Source organism: Streptomyces sp. NBC_00503 (assembly GCF_036346895.1).
GTDB lineage: Bacteria > Actinomycetota > Actinomycetes > Streptomycetales > Streptomycetaceae > Streptomyces.
The window spans coordinates 81,868-96,820 of sequence record NZ_CP107856.1 but is presented as its reverse complement, the minus strand read 5'-3'; the positions used below and the strand labels follow the sequence as shown (position 1 = coordinate 96,820).

Sequence of the window (14,953 nt, the reverse complement as noted above, 5' to 3'; positions counted from 1 at the left end):
GCGCGCAGGGTCAGGAGCGGAGGCTCGGCTCGTCCTTCGCCGGGGCGGGCACGGCCGCGGGGGCACCGGGCGCCTGGGCACCCGGTGCCTGGGCACCCGGCGCGGCCGCGCCCGGCGGGGGTCCGGGCGGGGCCGGCGGGGTCTTGGGCAGCCAGCGCAGGGCCACGAGGGCCGCCGCGAGGGCGACGCCGGCGACCACGAACAGCGTCAGCTGCATACCGCTGACGTAGGCGTCGGAGGCCTTGGCCAGCAGGGCCGGGGCCTGGTCCCCCAGCTTGGCGGCGTGCACGGCGCGCACGGTGCCGCCAATGGATCCGGCGGCCTCGTCGCGCAGGGCCTCCGGCAGGACGTTGACCGCGTCACCGATCGAGGAGCGGTAGCTGGATCCCAGCAGGCTTCCGATGATCGCGACGCCGAGGGCGCCGGCGACCTGGCGTGCGGTCTGCGAGACCGCCTGGCCCGCGCCCGCCTTGACCGGGGGAACAACGGACATCAGCGAGGCGGTGGCGGGAGCCATGATGGAGCCCCAGCCGATGCCCAGGAGCAACTGGGCGACGATCAGCAGCCAGGTCGGCGTACCGGCGTCGAAGAAGGCCGCGCACGCGGCGTACAGGGCGATGGCCGTGGAGCCGGCGGCGACCACGGCGCGGGGGCCGAACTTCATCACGAGCTTGGGACATCGGGCCGAGACGACCACGGAACCGATGCCCATGGGCAGGACGAGCAGGCCGGACTCCATCGGCGTGAAGCCGAGGACGGCCTGGAAGTAGAACTGCGAGATGAAGATCGCGCTGATCAGGGCGAAGAAGCACAGGGCGATGGCGCCGGTGCCCGCCGCGAAGCGCGAGTTCTTCAGGAGGCTGACGTCGAGCGAGGGAGCGGCGATCCGCTTCTCGAAGAGGACCAGCGCGATGAGCAGGACCACACCGCCCGCGATGGCGCCCAGCGCGCCGCCGCTCGTCCAGCCGTCCTCGCCGGCGAGGACGATGCCGTAGACCAGCAGGCCGACGGAGACGATGGAGAGCAGCACTCCGAGCGGGTCGAACGCGGTGCGGACCGGGTTCTTCGACTCGGGCACCAGCGCGATCATCAAGGCGACGGCGACGGCGATGATCGGGGCGTTGATGAGGAAGACCGAACCCCACCAGAAGTACTCGAGGAGCACGCCGCCGAGTACCGGACCGACCGCCATGGCCACACCGGCGGCCGCGGCCCAGCCGGCGATGGCCTTGGGGCGCTCGGCCGGCGGGAAGGCGTTCATGAGGATGGCGAGGGTGACCGTGGGCACCACGGCCGCGCCCACGCCCATGACGGCGCGCCAGACGATGAGCTGGACGATGTCGGTCGCGTAGGCGCCGAGCACCGAGCTGACGCCGAACAGGACGAGACCGGTGATCAGGGTCTTCTTGCGGCCGAACCGGTCGGCGCAGACGCCGCCGGTGAAGAGGAACGCCGCGAAGGTGATCAGGTACGAGTCGAGCGCCCACTGGAGCTCGCCGTTGGTCGCGTCCAGGCTCTGCTGGATGGGATTGAGCGCGACGTTGATGATCGTGAGGTCCATGACCACGACCAGCACCGTGGATGCGAGCAGAGCCAGGATCGCCCGGCGGCGCCCGCTGCTGACTTCGGGATTCATTGCCTGTCCTTCGTTGAGTTTTCTTCTGATGGCCGCTGCCGAGGTCCGCGCGCCGTGACGCGGCGCGCGGACCTGGTTCAGCTCGCCGGGCCGGTCGGAACTACTCGGCCCAGGGGAGCGGCAGCTTGTTGCCCTCGTTGCCCGGAACACTGGCCTTGCCGCCGACGGCCATGGCGACGAGCGCCTGGGTGTCGCCGACCGCGGTGAGCTGACGAACCGCGCCCGCGGGGATCGCCAGCGCCTCGCCGGCCTTGACCTGTCCGTCCTCGCCGTCGACGGTCACGGTGAACCCGCCCGACAGCGGCATCCAGACCTGCTCGCGATCGATGATGTGGACCGGCGTCGAAGAGTCCGCGCCGAGCTCCACCCGCCAGGTGCTGATCTCCGTGCTGCCCTGGCTGGGGGCGGCGAGGCCGAACATCGCACCCGAAGGGGTACGGGTAGTCCGCTGCTCGCTCTCGCTGACCACGTTCATTGCGACCTCCTGTGTAAAGAAGCTTTACTTTGCTTGCTTCGGAAGTAAAGCTGCTTTAGTCACGAGTGTCAAGCGGGAAAGAGGACCGCCCCGCGAGTGTCCCCGCGGGCGGCGGACCGCCGCTGGAGTCCGGCTCGAGCGAGGGGTGGATCATGGGAGTAAAGCGTCTTTCCAAGGTGTGCGAGCATGGCTGGATGGAGTCCACAGCAGAGACCGGAAGCCCCGGAGCGGAACCCCGCCAGACCGGGGACCCGCTGGCCAGGGCCGAGCTGACCTATCTGCTCGGCATGTCCTTCCAGCTCGTCCTGTCCGATTTCGTCTCCCGCCTCGACGCGGCCGGGTACGACGATCTGCGGCCGGTGCACGGACTGGTGTTCCAGAGCCTCTACGGCGAAGGCGCCACCAGCAGCGAACTGGCGGAACAGCTCGGCGTCACCAAGCAGGCGGCCGGACAGATCGTCGACGACCTGTCCGCCCGCGGCTACGTGGAGCGGCGCCCCCACCCGGCGGGCGGGCGCCGCAGGCTCGTCGTACTCACCGACAAGGCCCTGGAGCACCTCGCGGTCGCCGGTCGGGTCCTGTTCGACATGGAGAGCGAGCTCGACGAACGCCTGGGAGCCCAGAACCGCAGGGTCCCGCGCGCCGAACTCGCCGCCCTCATCAGGGCCATGACGGACGGAGACCTACCACCCCTGCGCCCACTGTGGTGAGCTGAGCGCCACGCAAGGCCGGCCGCGGAGCCACCACCTCCACGGCCGGCCTCGAGCGCGCCTCAGCCCTCCCCACCACCGGCTCTCCCCAGGATCGCCGCGACGCCCGGGACATCTCACTCCTGGAGGCGGTCCGCCCCTCCGTGGACCGGGGCGGCGGCGGCCACACCGCTGGTGCGCTGCGCAGGCGGTGGGACACGGCGGTTCCCGCTGGATGCCCCATGACGAGCCCCTACCGACGACATCGAGGACACCGACCAGCTGCCTGACCCGGCCTCGACGGCCTCCTCGGCGGAGCCGTCGGCTCGCTGGGCTCGCCACCCGCAATCGGCAGCCCGCGTATTCATTCGTCGAGCGGGTGGCTGACAGTGCTGGCGGACTCGGCCTGTCGGGACGGTGTCCGGGTGTTGTGGTGCGGTTTCCGGCTGGCGGGTGTGTGCTGCATCCGGTCTACCGGTCATTCGCAGGCGTATCCCATGATCCATTGCTCCGTTGTCCTCCACATGAAGACACAAACCGAATTCGGAGCCCTGGTACTGGCGGCCGTGCCCGTGTCCGTATGTTCTGTCAGGAGGCCGTCGTGATCGATCCGGCTCAGCTGTCCGACCCCGCTGTCCGCGCCTTCGTCACCGCCGTCAACGCTGGTGACCCGACGGCGTTCCGGGATGTCCTCACCCCGGACGTGACCATGTCCGACGACGGCTCGGACCGTGACGTCACTGAGTGGACGGAGAGGGAGATCTTCTCCGCCGGCGGTCACATGGCGGTCGATTCCGAGGTCGACGGTGGGCGTTCGCTGGTGGTCGACTTCCGCAACGACACCTGGGGCGAGATGCGCACCGCATGGCGATTCGACGTCACACCCGACGGCCACGTGCGCCGCTTCGAGACCGGCCAGGCCTGAACAGTCCCGCGACCGGGCCTTGACCCCGGACTTTGGACACCGGAGACACTTGGATCTCGATGGTCCAGGATCACCGCCGAGCGCCGTGACGAGGGCGGCCAGGTAGCCAACCACAAGCAGGTCGCCAGGATCATGCGGACCATCGGTCGCGGACCAGTCGGCGTCGAAGGCGTCGGATCTGATCGGCCGTGACTTCACCGCGGCCGCGGTGAACACGAAGTACGTCGGCGACATCACATACCTGCCGGTCAGCGGCTCGAAGCACCTCTGTCTCGCGACCGTCATCGACCTGTGCTCGCGTCGGTTGGCCGGTTGTTCCCGGCCGAGATGAACCTTTCATCGACGAGGGCGCTGAACTGGAGATTCCGCTGCCACCTTGCCGCAGGCCCGAGTCAGCAAACTGCCAGCGCGTCCCCGGAGCCAGGACTCCGCCATGACCGCCGTGGAGGCGGTCCGGGCGTCGTGGCTGGGCGGAAGGTGCCACGTCGGCACTCCTCGCGCGGCTGCCTGTTCGGCCGCCGTGCCGGGTCTGCGCAACCGCGGCCGCCTTTGGGAGTGCTTCCTCGGCGGCGAACCGGGCTGCGGGGGAGACACCGCCGCGCGGCGTGCCGTCGGACAGGAGGTGTTCGGGCAGGGTGAGCACACGTCAAGCAGATCCGGGGTGCGGGAAATCGTCTCCCCGGAGCGCTTTCCCCGCGTGGACGTCGCCACCGACGAATCGATGACCCACCTGGACATCCTCTTCGCCGCCCCGAAGTCCAACACCTTCCTCACCTCGGCCACGACGTTCCTCGGCACCCTCCCCCGCTAGAACACCACTGAAAACCCCGGCTCTGGCCCCGCGTGCGCCCACGCGGGGCCAGAACGCTGTGTACGCACGCAGGGGGAAAGGAAGGCGCCTGCTGCGCGGCGCACGGCGGGTTCGGCGAGAAGTCCGGGGAAACGGGCCGGGAGAGATCCCGGCACCGCGCCCCGGGCGTCAGCTCTCGATCAGCCGCTGAAAGACCACCGTGTCGAAGATGTCCTCCATCCGGACGGCGATCCCGTCCCGCAGGGTCCAGGAGTGGATGAAGGGAAGGGTCTCCGTTGTGCCGCGGACCGAGGTCACCTGACGGACGCCGAAGACGACGATCCGGTCGTCGGCGGCCACGAACTCCTGCGGCTCCAGGCGCATCCCGCCCAGGACGGTCGGTACGCGCGACAGGAACTCCCTGACGCCGTCGTGGCCGTGCTTGGTGCCGCCCAGGCCGTAGTCGGCCATGCCGTCGGGGTGCACCCACTCCACCTGCGGATCCAGCGTATCGAGCAGACCCGCCACATCGCGTTCGTGGAAGGCGCGGTAGGCGCGCTGGACCAGGGCCAGATTGTCGTCGACGCCGGTCGTCATGTCGTCTGCGTCCCTTCCCGGCGGCTCATGTGCTGCGGGTACAGGGCACGCAGGGTGCTTTCGATTCCGTCCCGCCAGTCGACCCGGCACGGGCCGGTCAGCCGGCGGCGCAGCGCGGGGTCGAACCGGTACGTCTCCCGGGTGACCTCCTGCGGTACGAGCACGGCCTCCACGCCCGTCAGCGCCTCGATGTGGCGGATGCAGTCGCTGATGCCGACCGACTGGTCACCGCCCCAGTTGACCAGCGTCGCCGGTACCGACGCGGCCCGCCACAGCGGCGGGACCTGCGCGACCAGGTCTTCGGTGTGCAGGAGCGAACACCAGTTCTGCCCCTCGAGCGGTACCGGGATCGGACTCCCGGCCAGCATCCGCTCGAAGTAGAGCATGGGCACGCCGCCGTAACTCCCCGGCCCGTAGGCGATGTTGAGGCGCGCGATGGTCGTGGGCAGGCCCAGCACCCGGGCGAAGGCGCGCACCGCTCCCTCGGTCGCGAGCTTGCCCATCGGGTAGGCCGGCAGCCACGCGGCGCAGGCGTCGACCGGGTCGTCCTCGGTGTACGCGTGATCCAGGGTCTGGCGTGTGTACAGAGCGCCCGTCGAGACGAACAGGAAGGCCTCGGCGGTCCGGGCGTGGACCATCAGGCGGCCGGTGGCCACCGAGTTGATCTCGGCAGTGGCGTTGAAGTCGCCGTCCTCGCCCCGGTGCACCGCGCAGTGCAGTACGTGGGTGAAGTCCTCGGGAATGCCCTTCAGCGCGTTCTCCGAGGGGTCGCTCATGTCCCACTGCCGTGTGGTGATGCCCCGTTCGGTCAGCTCGCGCTCCACGCCCGGCGTACCGAAGCGGCCGATGCACCAGACCTCGTTGTGCTCGGCCAGCGCCTCGGCGACCGGCCGGGCGACCTGCCCGGTCCCGCCGGTTATCAGGATCTTCTTTCCCCGCATGGTGTAGTCCCCCGTCATTTCCGTCTTATCCCCGGGCCGCTGTCGCGTCGGCCTCGGCCAGCGAGCGGTCCAGCTCCCGTCGAAGAATCGCCTGGAACGCCGCCACGTGGCGGGAGCCCATCATGGTGTAGTGCTCGCCCGGCACCTCCAGGTACCGGTTGGGCTCGGTGGTGTGCTCGTCCCAGCGGCGCAGCTCGTTCTCGAGCCACTCCTCCTTGGTGCCGCGCAGCGGGACCGCGTGGAAGACGCTCATCGACCGCACCGTGCCGCTCGGCTCGTAGCCGCGCCCCATGTCAGTCAGCGTGTCGGCGAGTTCGGCCCACGCGCCGAACTTCGCGGCGTCCAGGTCGAGCTCGTCGAGCCGCTCCCGGGGGGCGATCTCGATGAAATGGGCCACCTGCGCCTCCCGCGACAGGTGGCGCAGGGCGTCCGGCAGCTCGATCGACTGCTGCTTGTCGATCAGGTCCAGGAAGAACGCCAGGTTCGCCGCGGTGTCCACGAAGTCCAGCTCGTCCATGCGGTACTTGATGTGCGGCGGCAGGTTGAAGCTGCCGACGAAGTCGACGCGCTCGCCCTCGGATTCCAGGATCTTTGCGATCTCGAACGCCACGGCGGCGCCGTACGAATAGCCGGCCACCGCGTACGGGCCGTGCGGCTGCCGGGCCCGGATGGCCTCGACGTAGGAGTCGACCATCTGCTCGAAGGAGACGAAGGGCTTCTCACCGGTGTTGAAGCCACGGGCCCGCAGCGCGTAGAACGGCCGGTCGCCGACGAAGTACTTGGCGAGGCCGACGAAGACGAGGACCTCGCCGACGCCGGGGTGCACGCAGAACAGCGGGGTCTTGGAGCCGCCCGTCTGCATGGGCACCAGCGGGTCGTACCGGCGGGCGCCCTGCCCGCCGCCATCGGTCAGCCGGGCGGCCAGCGCGCGCACCGTCGGCGCGGTCAGCACGGTGACGACCTCCAGGCCCGAGATGCCCAGGCGCTGCGCCACGTTGCCGCGCAGCCGCAGGATGTCGAGCGAGGTGCCGCCCAGGTCGAAGAAGCTGGCGGTGGCGCTGATCGTGGCGGGATCGACGTCGAACAGCTCGCCGTAGATCTCCGCGAGCGCCCGCTCGGTGGGGCCCTCGGGTGTGGTGTAGCCGCCGAGCATGCGCAGCGTCAGGTCGGCGGTGGCCCGCACCTGTGCCTCGTACCCGCCCGCCTCCAACCGGCCGCGCATCGTGGCGCGCTGGATCTTGCCGAGGCTGGTCTTCGGGAAGGCCTCGGCGGGCAGCGGCAGCACCAGGGCGGGACGGAAGCCCCAGTGCATCACCACGGTGCTGCGGACGGCGTTCAGCACCCGGTACAGCCCGGCCTCGTCGCCATCGGGCACCTCGGGGCGGAACGCGATCACCAGCTGCTCGGTGTCGCTGCCGGCCGACCGGGTCGGGAAGGCCGCGACGAAGCTGCGGGAGACGCCGTCGAGCTGTTCGAGCGTGGCCTCGATGTCGTGGCTGAAGTAGTTGACGCCGTTGACGATGACACTGTCCTTGCTGCGCCCGGCCAGGCTCAGCCGTCCGTCGTCGATGCGGCCGAGGTCGCCGCTGCGGAACCAGCCGTCGGCGGTGAAGGCGTCGGCGGTGGCCCGGGCGTCGCCGTAGTAGCCCGGGGTGACCATGGGACCGGCCAACTGCAGCTCGCCGACCTCCCCGTCGGGCAGCGGCCGGTCCTCACCGTCCACGACGCGCATCCGCAGCCCCTCGACGGGGGTGCCGAGGTTCGCGAACTCGCGGCTGCGGTCGGCTTCGGGGAAGGCCTTGCGGGAGTAGACGCTGCCGGCGCAGGTCTCGGTCATCCCGAAGGCCGGCCACAGCGCGTCCGGGGCCAGGCCGTACGGCGCCCAGCGCTTCAGAAACGTTTCTCCAGTGGCCACCACCACGGCTTCGCCACCGCTGATGATGTGCCGCAGGCCGCTGAGGTCGAGCGGTTCCGCGGATCCGGCGAACCGCTCCGCGGCCGCGTTGACCAGCCCCAGCAGGAAGTTGGGCGTGAACGTCATCGTCACGCCGTGCCGGGAGATCAGCCGCAGGAACTCCAGCGGATCGCCGAGCACCACCGACGCCGGGACGTGGACCTGCCGACTGCCCGTGGACAGCGGCAGCAGATGGCACTCCAGGAGCGCCGCCACATGGTCGAAGGAGACCCAGTTCAGCGTGGTGTCGGCGGGGCCCAGCCGGTGGTGGCCGTTCTTGGCGGCCATGGAGGCGAGCAGGTTGGCGTGGCTCAGCATGACGGCCTTCGAACTGCTGGTGGACCCCGAGGTCAGCATCAGCAGGGCTGTGTCCTCGGGGGCCGCCCGGTGCAGTTCGGCGGCGGGCTCGGCGTACAGCTCCTCCAGCGGCGCCACCCGCAGGCCCTCGACCTCGGGGAGGCGCCCGGCGAGGGCGGCGCCGGTGACGACGAGCGGCCGGCCGAGCAGGCCGTGGACATGGCGGAGCAGGTCGGCCCAGCGCTCGAGGTCGCCGCCCGGCGGCGCCACCGGGCAGGGCACGAAGCCGCCGAGCACGGCCGCCCAGAACGTGGTCAGGAACTCGTTCGAGTCCTCCAGGACCAATACGATGTTGTCCTGTGGTCGCAGCCCCCGGGCCCGCAGCCCCGTGAGGACCCGACGGGCCCGGTCCAGGAGTTCGGGGTGGCTCTGGTCGAGGACGCCGGCGTCGGCCGCGCCCGTGCAGTGGCGCAGACCCGACTCGGGGTACCGCTCGGCGGCGGTCAGCAGTAGGTCGGACAGGTTGTTCGAGGGGTTCACGGTCTCTGTCTCCTGGCCTCGAAGGGCGCGCCTTGGTGCACGCCGGGGGAGGGACAAGGTGGGGGGGCAGGGACGGGACGTGGTCCCGTCACAAAGGCCCGCGTCGGGCGGGCCGCAGCGACGTCGGCGCTCAGAGCGGGCGAACCGACGGCGGCCGGTCCGCGCCGGCGGGCAGCGCGAGGGCGGCCACCCAGCCCGCCGGGCTCGGTACGGTCGCCATCCGCCAGGTGCTCGGGGAGCCGAGCGCCGACGTGGTGACTTGGGCAGGGCCTTCGGCCCAGGCCCGGGACTCCAGCGTGGTCAGATCGATGGTGATGCCGATCCCGAGGGCCTTGAGCACGGCCTCCTTCCGGGTCCAGCAGCGCAGGAACGCGGTGGCGCGGGCGAGGCCTTCGGGCTGGGCCGTCACGGCCTCTCGCTCGGCCCGGGTGAGGACGGGCGCGTCCACCTGACCGACGTCGAGCGGGCGGACCTGCTCCACGTCGATGCCCACCCGGAAGGGCGAGAGGGCGAGCATGCCCAGTCCGTGGGTGTGCGCGATGCTGATCCGCCACGGAGTGGCCGGAAGGAGCACGGCCGGAGGGCCGTGCTCCGCACTGCCGCAGCCGGGGCAGGGGTTTCGCCCCAGAGCGACCTCGGCGGCGGGTACGTCCAGTACTCCCGAAAGCACCCGCTTCACCGCTGCGCGGCACGTGATGAACTCCGCCCGCGCCTGCGTCGATTTCATTTTCTGAATACGAGTCAGTTCGCCGTCGTCGAGCATTTGCAGGTCGCTGCTGCGATACCGCCCGGTCGGTACCGTCCACCACCAGACAGCGGCGTCGGTGGATTCGAAGAGTGTGGCGCTCGTGCGTTCGCTGGTCCCCGTGTGGCTTGTTGTCACGTGACTCACCGTAGGCTCGAGGGCTGCTGGAGAGGGGCTCGAGTGGCGCAGGGTTGGCCGGAACCGGACAGCGATGACACGGACGGTGAGAGCGGCTGCGCACCCGGTGACGCAAGCGGAAGTGGCGGTTTTTGTTCCGGGGTGTGGGGGCAGCTTGCTGCCAGAGTGGCCGGAAAGATCGCCCGAAATGGCGGGAAAAAATTGCGGGTTGACATATGCGGGTACCGTCTTGCGCCCGCTCGGATCTTGTTGACTGGCCTTTGCCAGCAAACTACTGTCTGAGCTCGGAGATCTGCTCGAATGGCGCCGGAGAGTTTATTTGTTGAATACTTGAAAAGTGCTGGACGGCCGACTTTCGATGCAAGCAGATTCTGGTCAGTCAAGGGGGACGCAGTGACCGGTGCCGCGATTGATCCACGCGACGTGGAAGGGGTCGAGGACAAGACATCCGTAGACCATGCGACGCATGTGGAGCAGACCCTTCTCAGGGCCCGGGAGCTCATCGAATCCACCGTCTCCTTCTATCAGCAGAGACCAGCCCAGGGGTCCGCCGCTCCGCACACGGACGTCGCCGTGCTCGGCGAGGCCCTCGAGGACCTCGTGCGCGGAGCCCGCCACTCGGTCTGTGTCGCGATGACCGGCAACGACGCGTTCCACCAGGTCGCCCGCAAGGCCCTGGCCGCACTGGAATCCGGGCTCGTCGTACGGCTGCTGTGCGCGCCCCAGGTGGCCGACGGCACGCTCGCCGTCCTCACCCGGGTGCCCGGCGCCCGGTTCGAAATCCGGGTGTCCGAGGGCGAGCTGCGCGACATGGTCGTGGTCGACGGTGCGGCGGCGCTGGTACAGGCGGCCGCCGGCAACGCGAAGGGTCACGCGACGCAGGTCAACGACCCCGCCGCGGTACGCGCCCTGGAGCTCCTGTTCGCCGGAGCCTGGTCCCGGGGCCGCAAGCTGGACGACCACCTGGCGCTGAGCCCCAAGCTGCGCGGCGAGCTCACCGGCCGGATCCTGGAGCGGCTGCGCGACGGCTACACCGACGACGCCGCCTCCCGCGATCTCAACGTGTCCCTGCGAACCTACCGGCGCCACGTCGCCGAGATCATGCGCGAGCTCGGCGCCGACTCCCGCTTCCAGGCGGGCGTGCGGGCGGTGGAACTGGGGTTGCTTTCGGAGTGATGCGGCAGTGTGAACGGGGAGCAGCGCGGTCCGGGCTCGACGCGGACCGCGCAGCAGTTTGAACACCAACGGGGAAATGGTGAGAAGGACGTGTCCAACGCGCCTGAAGACGAACTGGAACAGGCACTCTTGGAAGTACGGGCCCTGATCGAATCGACGATGGCCATCCACCGCGACCGGAGTGCCCGGTCGCAGCAGATAGCCACGGTCGACGGCGGCTACCTGCCGGTCCTGCGGGCCGCGGGCACCCTGATCCGGGGCGCGGTGCGGACGATCGACATCGTGGACGCCCGGGCGCCCGGACCGGGCGGCGAGGAAGAGCCCGCGCGCAGCGACCGGGCCGAACGGAACCTGATCTACTCGGCCGCCGAAGGCGTCTCGGTCCGCCTGCTGGCCAGGCCGGGCCTGGTCGACGAGGAGTTCATCCGGGAACAGCTGGCGCTGGAGCGCCCGGTGGCGATCAGGGTGGCCCGGGTCCCGCCGCTGCAGGCACTGCTGGTCGACGGCACCGCCGCGCTGGTGGTGGCCGAATCGGCGGCCGGCGTGCGGGCCTCGGTGATCCGGGTGCCGGAAGTCCTGCACACCCTCGGCACCCTCTACGAGAGCATCTGGCGCAACGCCGTGCCCGCCGGCGAACGCATCGTATTCGGCGACCGGGACCGCGCGGCGCTGGCCCGGCAGATCCTCGGCGCGCTGCGCGCCGGCGTCACCGACGAGGTGGCCGCCCGCGAACTGACCGTCTCGGTGCGCACCTACCGGCGTCACGTCGCGGAGATCATGGCCCTGCTCGGCGCCCAGTCCCGCTTCCAGGCAGGTGTACGCGCAGCCGAACTGGGACTGCTGCCCGCGGCCGCGACGACCGACGCGGCTGGCGGAACGCGCAGCTGACAGCCCGTTCCGCGCACGCCTCTGGCAGCTTCCTGAAACCTGGGTTGCCGCCCGTCAGGTGCCCGCAGTTGTATGACGCCAGGAAGGGGATTCGGGCTCCCGGCGAGCCCTTGAGCTCCTTCCTGGTGGCATGGAGACCCCCCCGAACTGCATGCCACCGGCGCGCGGGGATCCGTACGTCGCGGAAAGGCGGCGGCCACGGATCCCCGTGCCCCCGGTGAATACGGCGCGGAAGGCGGATCCATGGATCGAATGCCGATTGGTCTGGTGTTCCCGGGACAGGGAACGCAGCGGGAAGGAATGGGCACACCGTGGCGGGACACCCCGTCATGGAAACTCACAGAGGAAATCTCCGACGTCACCGGAGAGGACCTCGCCGTACTGCTGCTCGACACACCCGACGAGCACCTCAGGCGTACAGATCTGGCCCAGCTGACCGTGTTCACGGTCGCGGCCGTCGCCCACGCCGAAGCGGTGCGCCGCGGCACGCTGGCCGCCCTCGGCGACGTGGTCGCCTGCGCCGGACACAGCCTCGGCGAGTACGCCGCCCTGACCGCGGCCGGCGCGCTGTCCCTGAGCGCGGCCGCCGCGCTGGTGGCCGCCCGGGGCCGGGCCATGCGGCAGGCCGCCGAAGAACGCCCCGGCACCATGGGAGTCCTGGTCGCGGCCCCCCTCGACGAGGTCGGCGGCCTTGCCGAGCGGGTACGCGCGGACGGCTTCGACGTCTGGGTGGCCAATGTCAACGCGCCCGGCCAGACCGTGGTCTCCGGCTCCCCCGAGGGCATCGACCGCATCGAGGCCGACGCCCCCTCCATCGGCGCCAAGATGATCCGCCTGAAGGTGGGCGGCGCCTTCCACAGCCCCTACATGGCTCCCGCCGCGGACAGCCTGCGCGCTGCCCTGAAGGACACCGCCTTCGCACCCGAGCACCTTCCGGTGGTCGCCAACGCCGACGCCGAGTCCCACACGGGCGACTGCGACTGGCCCGGGCTCGCGACCCGCCAGCTCACCTCGCCGGTGCTCTGGGAACCCGCAGTGCGCACCCTCGTAGGCCGCCTGGGCTGTCGAAGCCTGGTCGAGATCGGCCCCGGCCGCACCCTCGCCGGGCTGATCCGACGGATCGCCGCCGACACCGAGGTCGTGTCCCTGGACAGCCCGGCGGCCCTGGCTGCCGTCGGCGCCTGAGAACCGCACGCCACGCCTACAAGGAGACCATCCACCATGCCACTTGGCACCGACAGCATCTGGCTGCGCAGGTACCCCAGCGCGCAGGCGCCGCGGCTGCGGCTGCTCTGCCTGCCGCACGCCGGCGGTTCGGCCAGCTTCTTCCACAGCTGGGGGCACGCCTTCGGCGACGACGTCGAAGTGCTCGCCGTACGCTACCCGGGCCGCCAGGAGCGGATCGGCGAGGAGCCCCTGACCGTGCTGGAGGACCTCGCCGCCGCCATCACCGGCGAGCTCGAGCCGTACCTGGACGTTCCCCTGGCCGTCTTCGGCCACAGCATGGGAGCCAGCATCGGCTACGAGATCGCCCTGCGCCTGGCGGAGCGGCACGGCACGGCTCCCGCGCTGCTGATGCTCTCCGGCCGCAAGCCCCCGCACCTGCTCACCCCCCGGACCGCCGCCTTCGGCAGCGAGGCCGACCTCGTCGAGGAGGTCAAGCGGCTCGGCGGTACCGACTCCGCGCTGCTCGACGACGAGGACCTGCGCGAGCTGGTGCTCCCCGCGCTCCGAGCCGACTTCGCCGCCGTCTCCACCTACACGGCGCGCCCCGGCGTCCCGCTGCCCTGCCCGGTCGTCGGGTACGTCGGCGACAGCGACCCCGACGTCGCCGTGCCCGCTGTCGCCGCCTGGGCGCAACTCGCCCCCCGCGGCTTCGCACTGCGGGTCCTGCCCGGCGGCCACTTCTACCTCCTGGACCGGCAGGCCGAACTTGTCGGGGACATCCGCGCACGGCTGGCCGCGCAGCGGTGAGTACCACCACCGTGCGGCCGCGGCCGAGGTGCGGCGTGGGCGTCCTGGACAAGGCGGCGGTCCTCTTGGAGATCCTCGAGAGCGGCCCGGCCAGCCTGGTAGAGCTGGTCGCGTACAGCGGGATGTCCCGCCCCACCACCCACCGGATCGCCGTCGCCATGGAGCGGCTCGGCCTGCTCACCCGCGATGTCCAGGGCCGCTTCATGCTCGGCCCCCGTCTCGGCATGCTGGCCGTCGAGGTCCGGCACGACCGCCTCGCCGAGGTGGCCGGCCCCGTCCTGGCCGAGCTGGCCGCCCGTACCGGCCTGGCCGCGCGGCTCTACCGCCGGCGCAGAGCCCTGCAGATCTGCGTCGGCTCCTCCGTCGACGCCTTCGACGGCATCGATGCCGCGGGCTGCGACCCGGCCGCCGTCGGCACCGCCCGCCCGGCCTCGGCGGGGCCCGGTGCCCAGGTGCTCTACGCCTGGGCGGAGCCCGAGGAACTGTACGAGGGGCTGCGGCACGCCCGGTTCACGCCGGCCCAACTGGCCGTCGTACGTCGCCGGTGCTGGGCGTACGGACCCGATCCGATCGCGCCCCGCGCCGTCTCCTACGCCGTACCGGTGCGCGCCGCGTCCGGCGCCGTGGCCGAGGCCTTGGTGCTGACCGGCTCGGGTGCCCGGATGCCCGAGGCCCCCGACCGGCAACTGAGCCGCGCTGCTGCGGACGCCGCCGCGTCCTTGAATGACGCATTGCTGCGAGGTACCGGAGAGCTTTCCCCGGCAGGCCGGGTCGGAAGCTGAATGGACCGGCGACGGTGGCAGGTTGTTGCAGCCGTCGTTGTGAGGAATCGGCCACGACAGCATCCTTTCCAGTGCGAGTAACTCTGCCGCGATTTGAGCGGCGAATCCGAAAAGAGGAAAAAAGAGTGACGACTGCTACGCGCGACGAGCGTCTCGAAACCATCAAGGAAATCGTCTGCGACATTCTCGAGATCGAGGAGGACGAGGTCAGCGAGGTCAGCCTTTTCAAGGAGGACCACAATGCCGACTCGCTCCGCGCCATCGAGATTCTCGCGGCCCTCGAGAAGGAATTCCGCGTCGTCATCAACCAGAGCGAGCTGCCCCGGATGGTGAACCTCAAGGGTGTCTACGAGGTTGTGTCGGAGCCGGCCAACTGGTAGTCGATCCCGCTGCGGAGGATGGGAAG

15 protein-coding genes and 1 pseudogene are annotated in these 14,953 nt (G+C 70.6%); 10 read left to right on the top strand and 6 right to left on the bottom strand.

Annotated features, from left to right (window positions below; translation table 11 throughout):
• Positions 1–10 precede the first annotated feature (10 nt).
• Positions 11–1,636, bottom strand: coding sequence for an MFS transporter (locus OG490_RS37750; RefSeq protein WP_330301259.1), 1,626 nt, complete (start codon positions 1,634–1,636; stop codon positions 11–13).
• A gap of 100 nt (positions 1,637–1,736) precedes the next feature.
• Positions 1,737–2,111 (bottom strand): cupin domain-containing protein, encoded by a 375-nt coding sequence (locus OG490_RS37745; RefSeq protein ID WP_330301258.1) that lies wholly within the window; start codon positions 2,109–2,111, stop codon positions 1,737–1,739.
• 287 nt (positions 2,112–2,398) lie between these two features.
• Here OG490_RS37745 and OG490_RS37740 point away from each other — a divergent pair, with 287 nt between their 5' ends.
• The 4 genes and pseudogenes from OG490_RS37740 to OG490_RS37725 all read left to right on the top strand — a co-directional run bounded on the left by OG490_RS37740 (position 2,399) and on the right by OG490_RS37725 (position 4,536).
• A complete protein-coding gene (locus OG490_RS37740; protein ID WP_330301502.1) occupies positions 2,399–2,821 on the top strand; it encodes a MarR family winged helix-turn-helix transcriptional regulator in 423 nt (140 codons plus the stop codon).
• Positions 2,822–3,380: 559 nt separating this feature from the next.
• On the top strand, positions 3,381–3,725 hold the full coding sequence (locus tag OG490_RS37735) for a nuclear transport factor 2 family protein (protein ID WP_330301257.1): 345 nt from the start codon (positions 3,381–3,383) through the stop codon (positions 3,723–3,725).
• A 66-nt stretch (positions 3,726–3,791) separates the two neighbouring features.
• Positions 3,792–4,044: pseudogene (locus tag OG490_RS37730) on the top strand (IS3-like element ISRhosp5 family transposase); the annotation flags it as partial.
• A gap of 114 nt (positions 4,045–4,158) precedes the next feature.
• On the top strand, positions 4,159–4,536 hold the full coding sequence (locus OG490_RS37725) for a hypothetical protein (protein WP_330301256.1): 378 nt from the start codon (positions 4,159–4,161) through the stop codon (positions 4,534–4,536).
• Between the two features lie 168 nt (positions 4,537–4,704).
• Here the strand turns inward: OG490_RS37725 and OG490_RS37720 are convergent, their stop codons facing one another.
• The 4 genes from OG490_RS37720 to OG490_RS37705 form a co-directional block, all read right to left on the bottom strand.
• Complete coding sequence (locus OG490_RS37720) at positions 4,705–5,112, bottom strand: nuclear transport factor 2 family protein (RefSeq protein ID WP_330301255.1); 408 nt, start codon at positions 5,110–5,112, stop codon at positions 4,705–4,707.
• Positions 5,109–6,053, bottom strand: coding sequence for an NAD-dependent epimerase/dehydratase family protein (locus OG490_RS37715; protein WP_443066024.1), 945 nt, complete (start codon positions 6,051–6,053; stop codon positions 5,109–5,111). The genes OG490_RS37720 and OG490_RS37715 overlap by 4 nt, the downstream gene beginning before the upstream one ends.
• Before the next feature lie 25 nt (positions 6,054–6,078).
• Positions 6,079–8,901, bottom strand: a complete 2,823-nt coding sequence (locus OG490_RS37710; RefSeq protein WP_443066018.1) for an AMP-binding protein — start codon at positions 8,899–8,901, stop codon at positions 6,079–6,081.
• Positions 8,902–8,974: 73 nt separating this feature from the next.
• Positions 8,975–9,571, bottom strand: coding sequence for a 4'-phosphopantetheinyl transferase family protein (locus OG490_RS37705; RefSeq protein ID WP_330301252.1), 597 nt, complete (start codon positions 9,569–9,571; stop codon positions 8,975–8,977).
• A gap of 624 nt (positions 9,572–10,195) precedes the next feature.
• Here OG490_RS37705 and OG490_RS37700 point away from each other — a divergent pair.
• The 6 genes from OG490_RS37700 (at position 10,196) to OG490_RS37675 (ending at position 14,927) form a co-directional block, all read left to right on the top strand.
• The gene (locus OG490_RS37700) at positions 10,196–10,903 is read left to right on the top strand and encodes a helix-turn-helix transcriptional regulator (protein WP_330301251.1); all 708 of its coding nucleotides are present in this window, start codon (positions 10,196–10,198) and stop codon (positions 10,901–10,903) included.
• 90 nt (positions 10,904–10,993) lie between these two features.
• The gene (locus OG490_RS37695; protein WP_330301250.1) at positions 10,994–11,791 is read left to right on the top strand and encodes a LuxR family transcriptional regulator; all 798 of its coding nucleotides are present in this window, start codon (positions 10,994–10,996) and stop codon (positions 11,789–11,791) included.
• Positions 11,792–12,034: 243 nt separating this feature from the next.
• Positions 12,035–12,976 (top strand): ACP S-malonyltransferase, encoded by a 942-nt coding sequence (locus OG490_RS37690; RefSeq protein ID WP_330301249.1) that lies wholly within the window; start codon positions 12,035–12,037, stop codon positions 12,974–12,976.
• A 36-nt stretch (positions 12,977–13,012) separates the two neighbouring features.
• The gene (locus OG490_RS37685) at positions 13,013–13,765 is read left to right on the top strand and encodes a thioesterase II family protein (protein WP_330301248.1); all 753 of its coding nucleotides are present in this window, start codon (positions 13,013–13,015) and stop codon (positions 13,763–13,765) included.
• Between the two features lie 35 nt (positions 13,766–13,800).
• Positions 13,801–14,547 (top strand): helix-turn-helix domain-containing protein, encoded by a 747-nt coding sequence (locus OG490_RS37680; protein WP_330301247.1) that lies wholly within the window; start codon positions 13,801–13,803, stop codon positions 14,545–14,547.
• Positions 14,548–14,672: 125 nt separating this feature from the next.
• Positions 14,673–14,927 carry an acyl carrier protein gene (locus OG490_RS37675; protein WP_330301246.1) on the top strand — a complete coding sequence of 85 codons (255 nt, stop codon included), beginning with the start codon at positions 14,673–14,675 and terminating at the stop codon, positions 14,925–14,927.
• Positions 14,928–14,953: the final 26 nt, after the last annotated feature.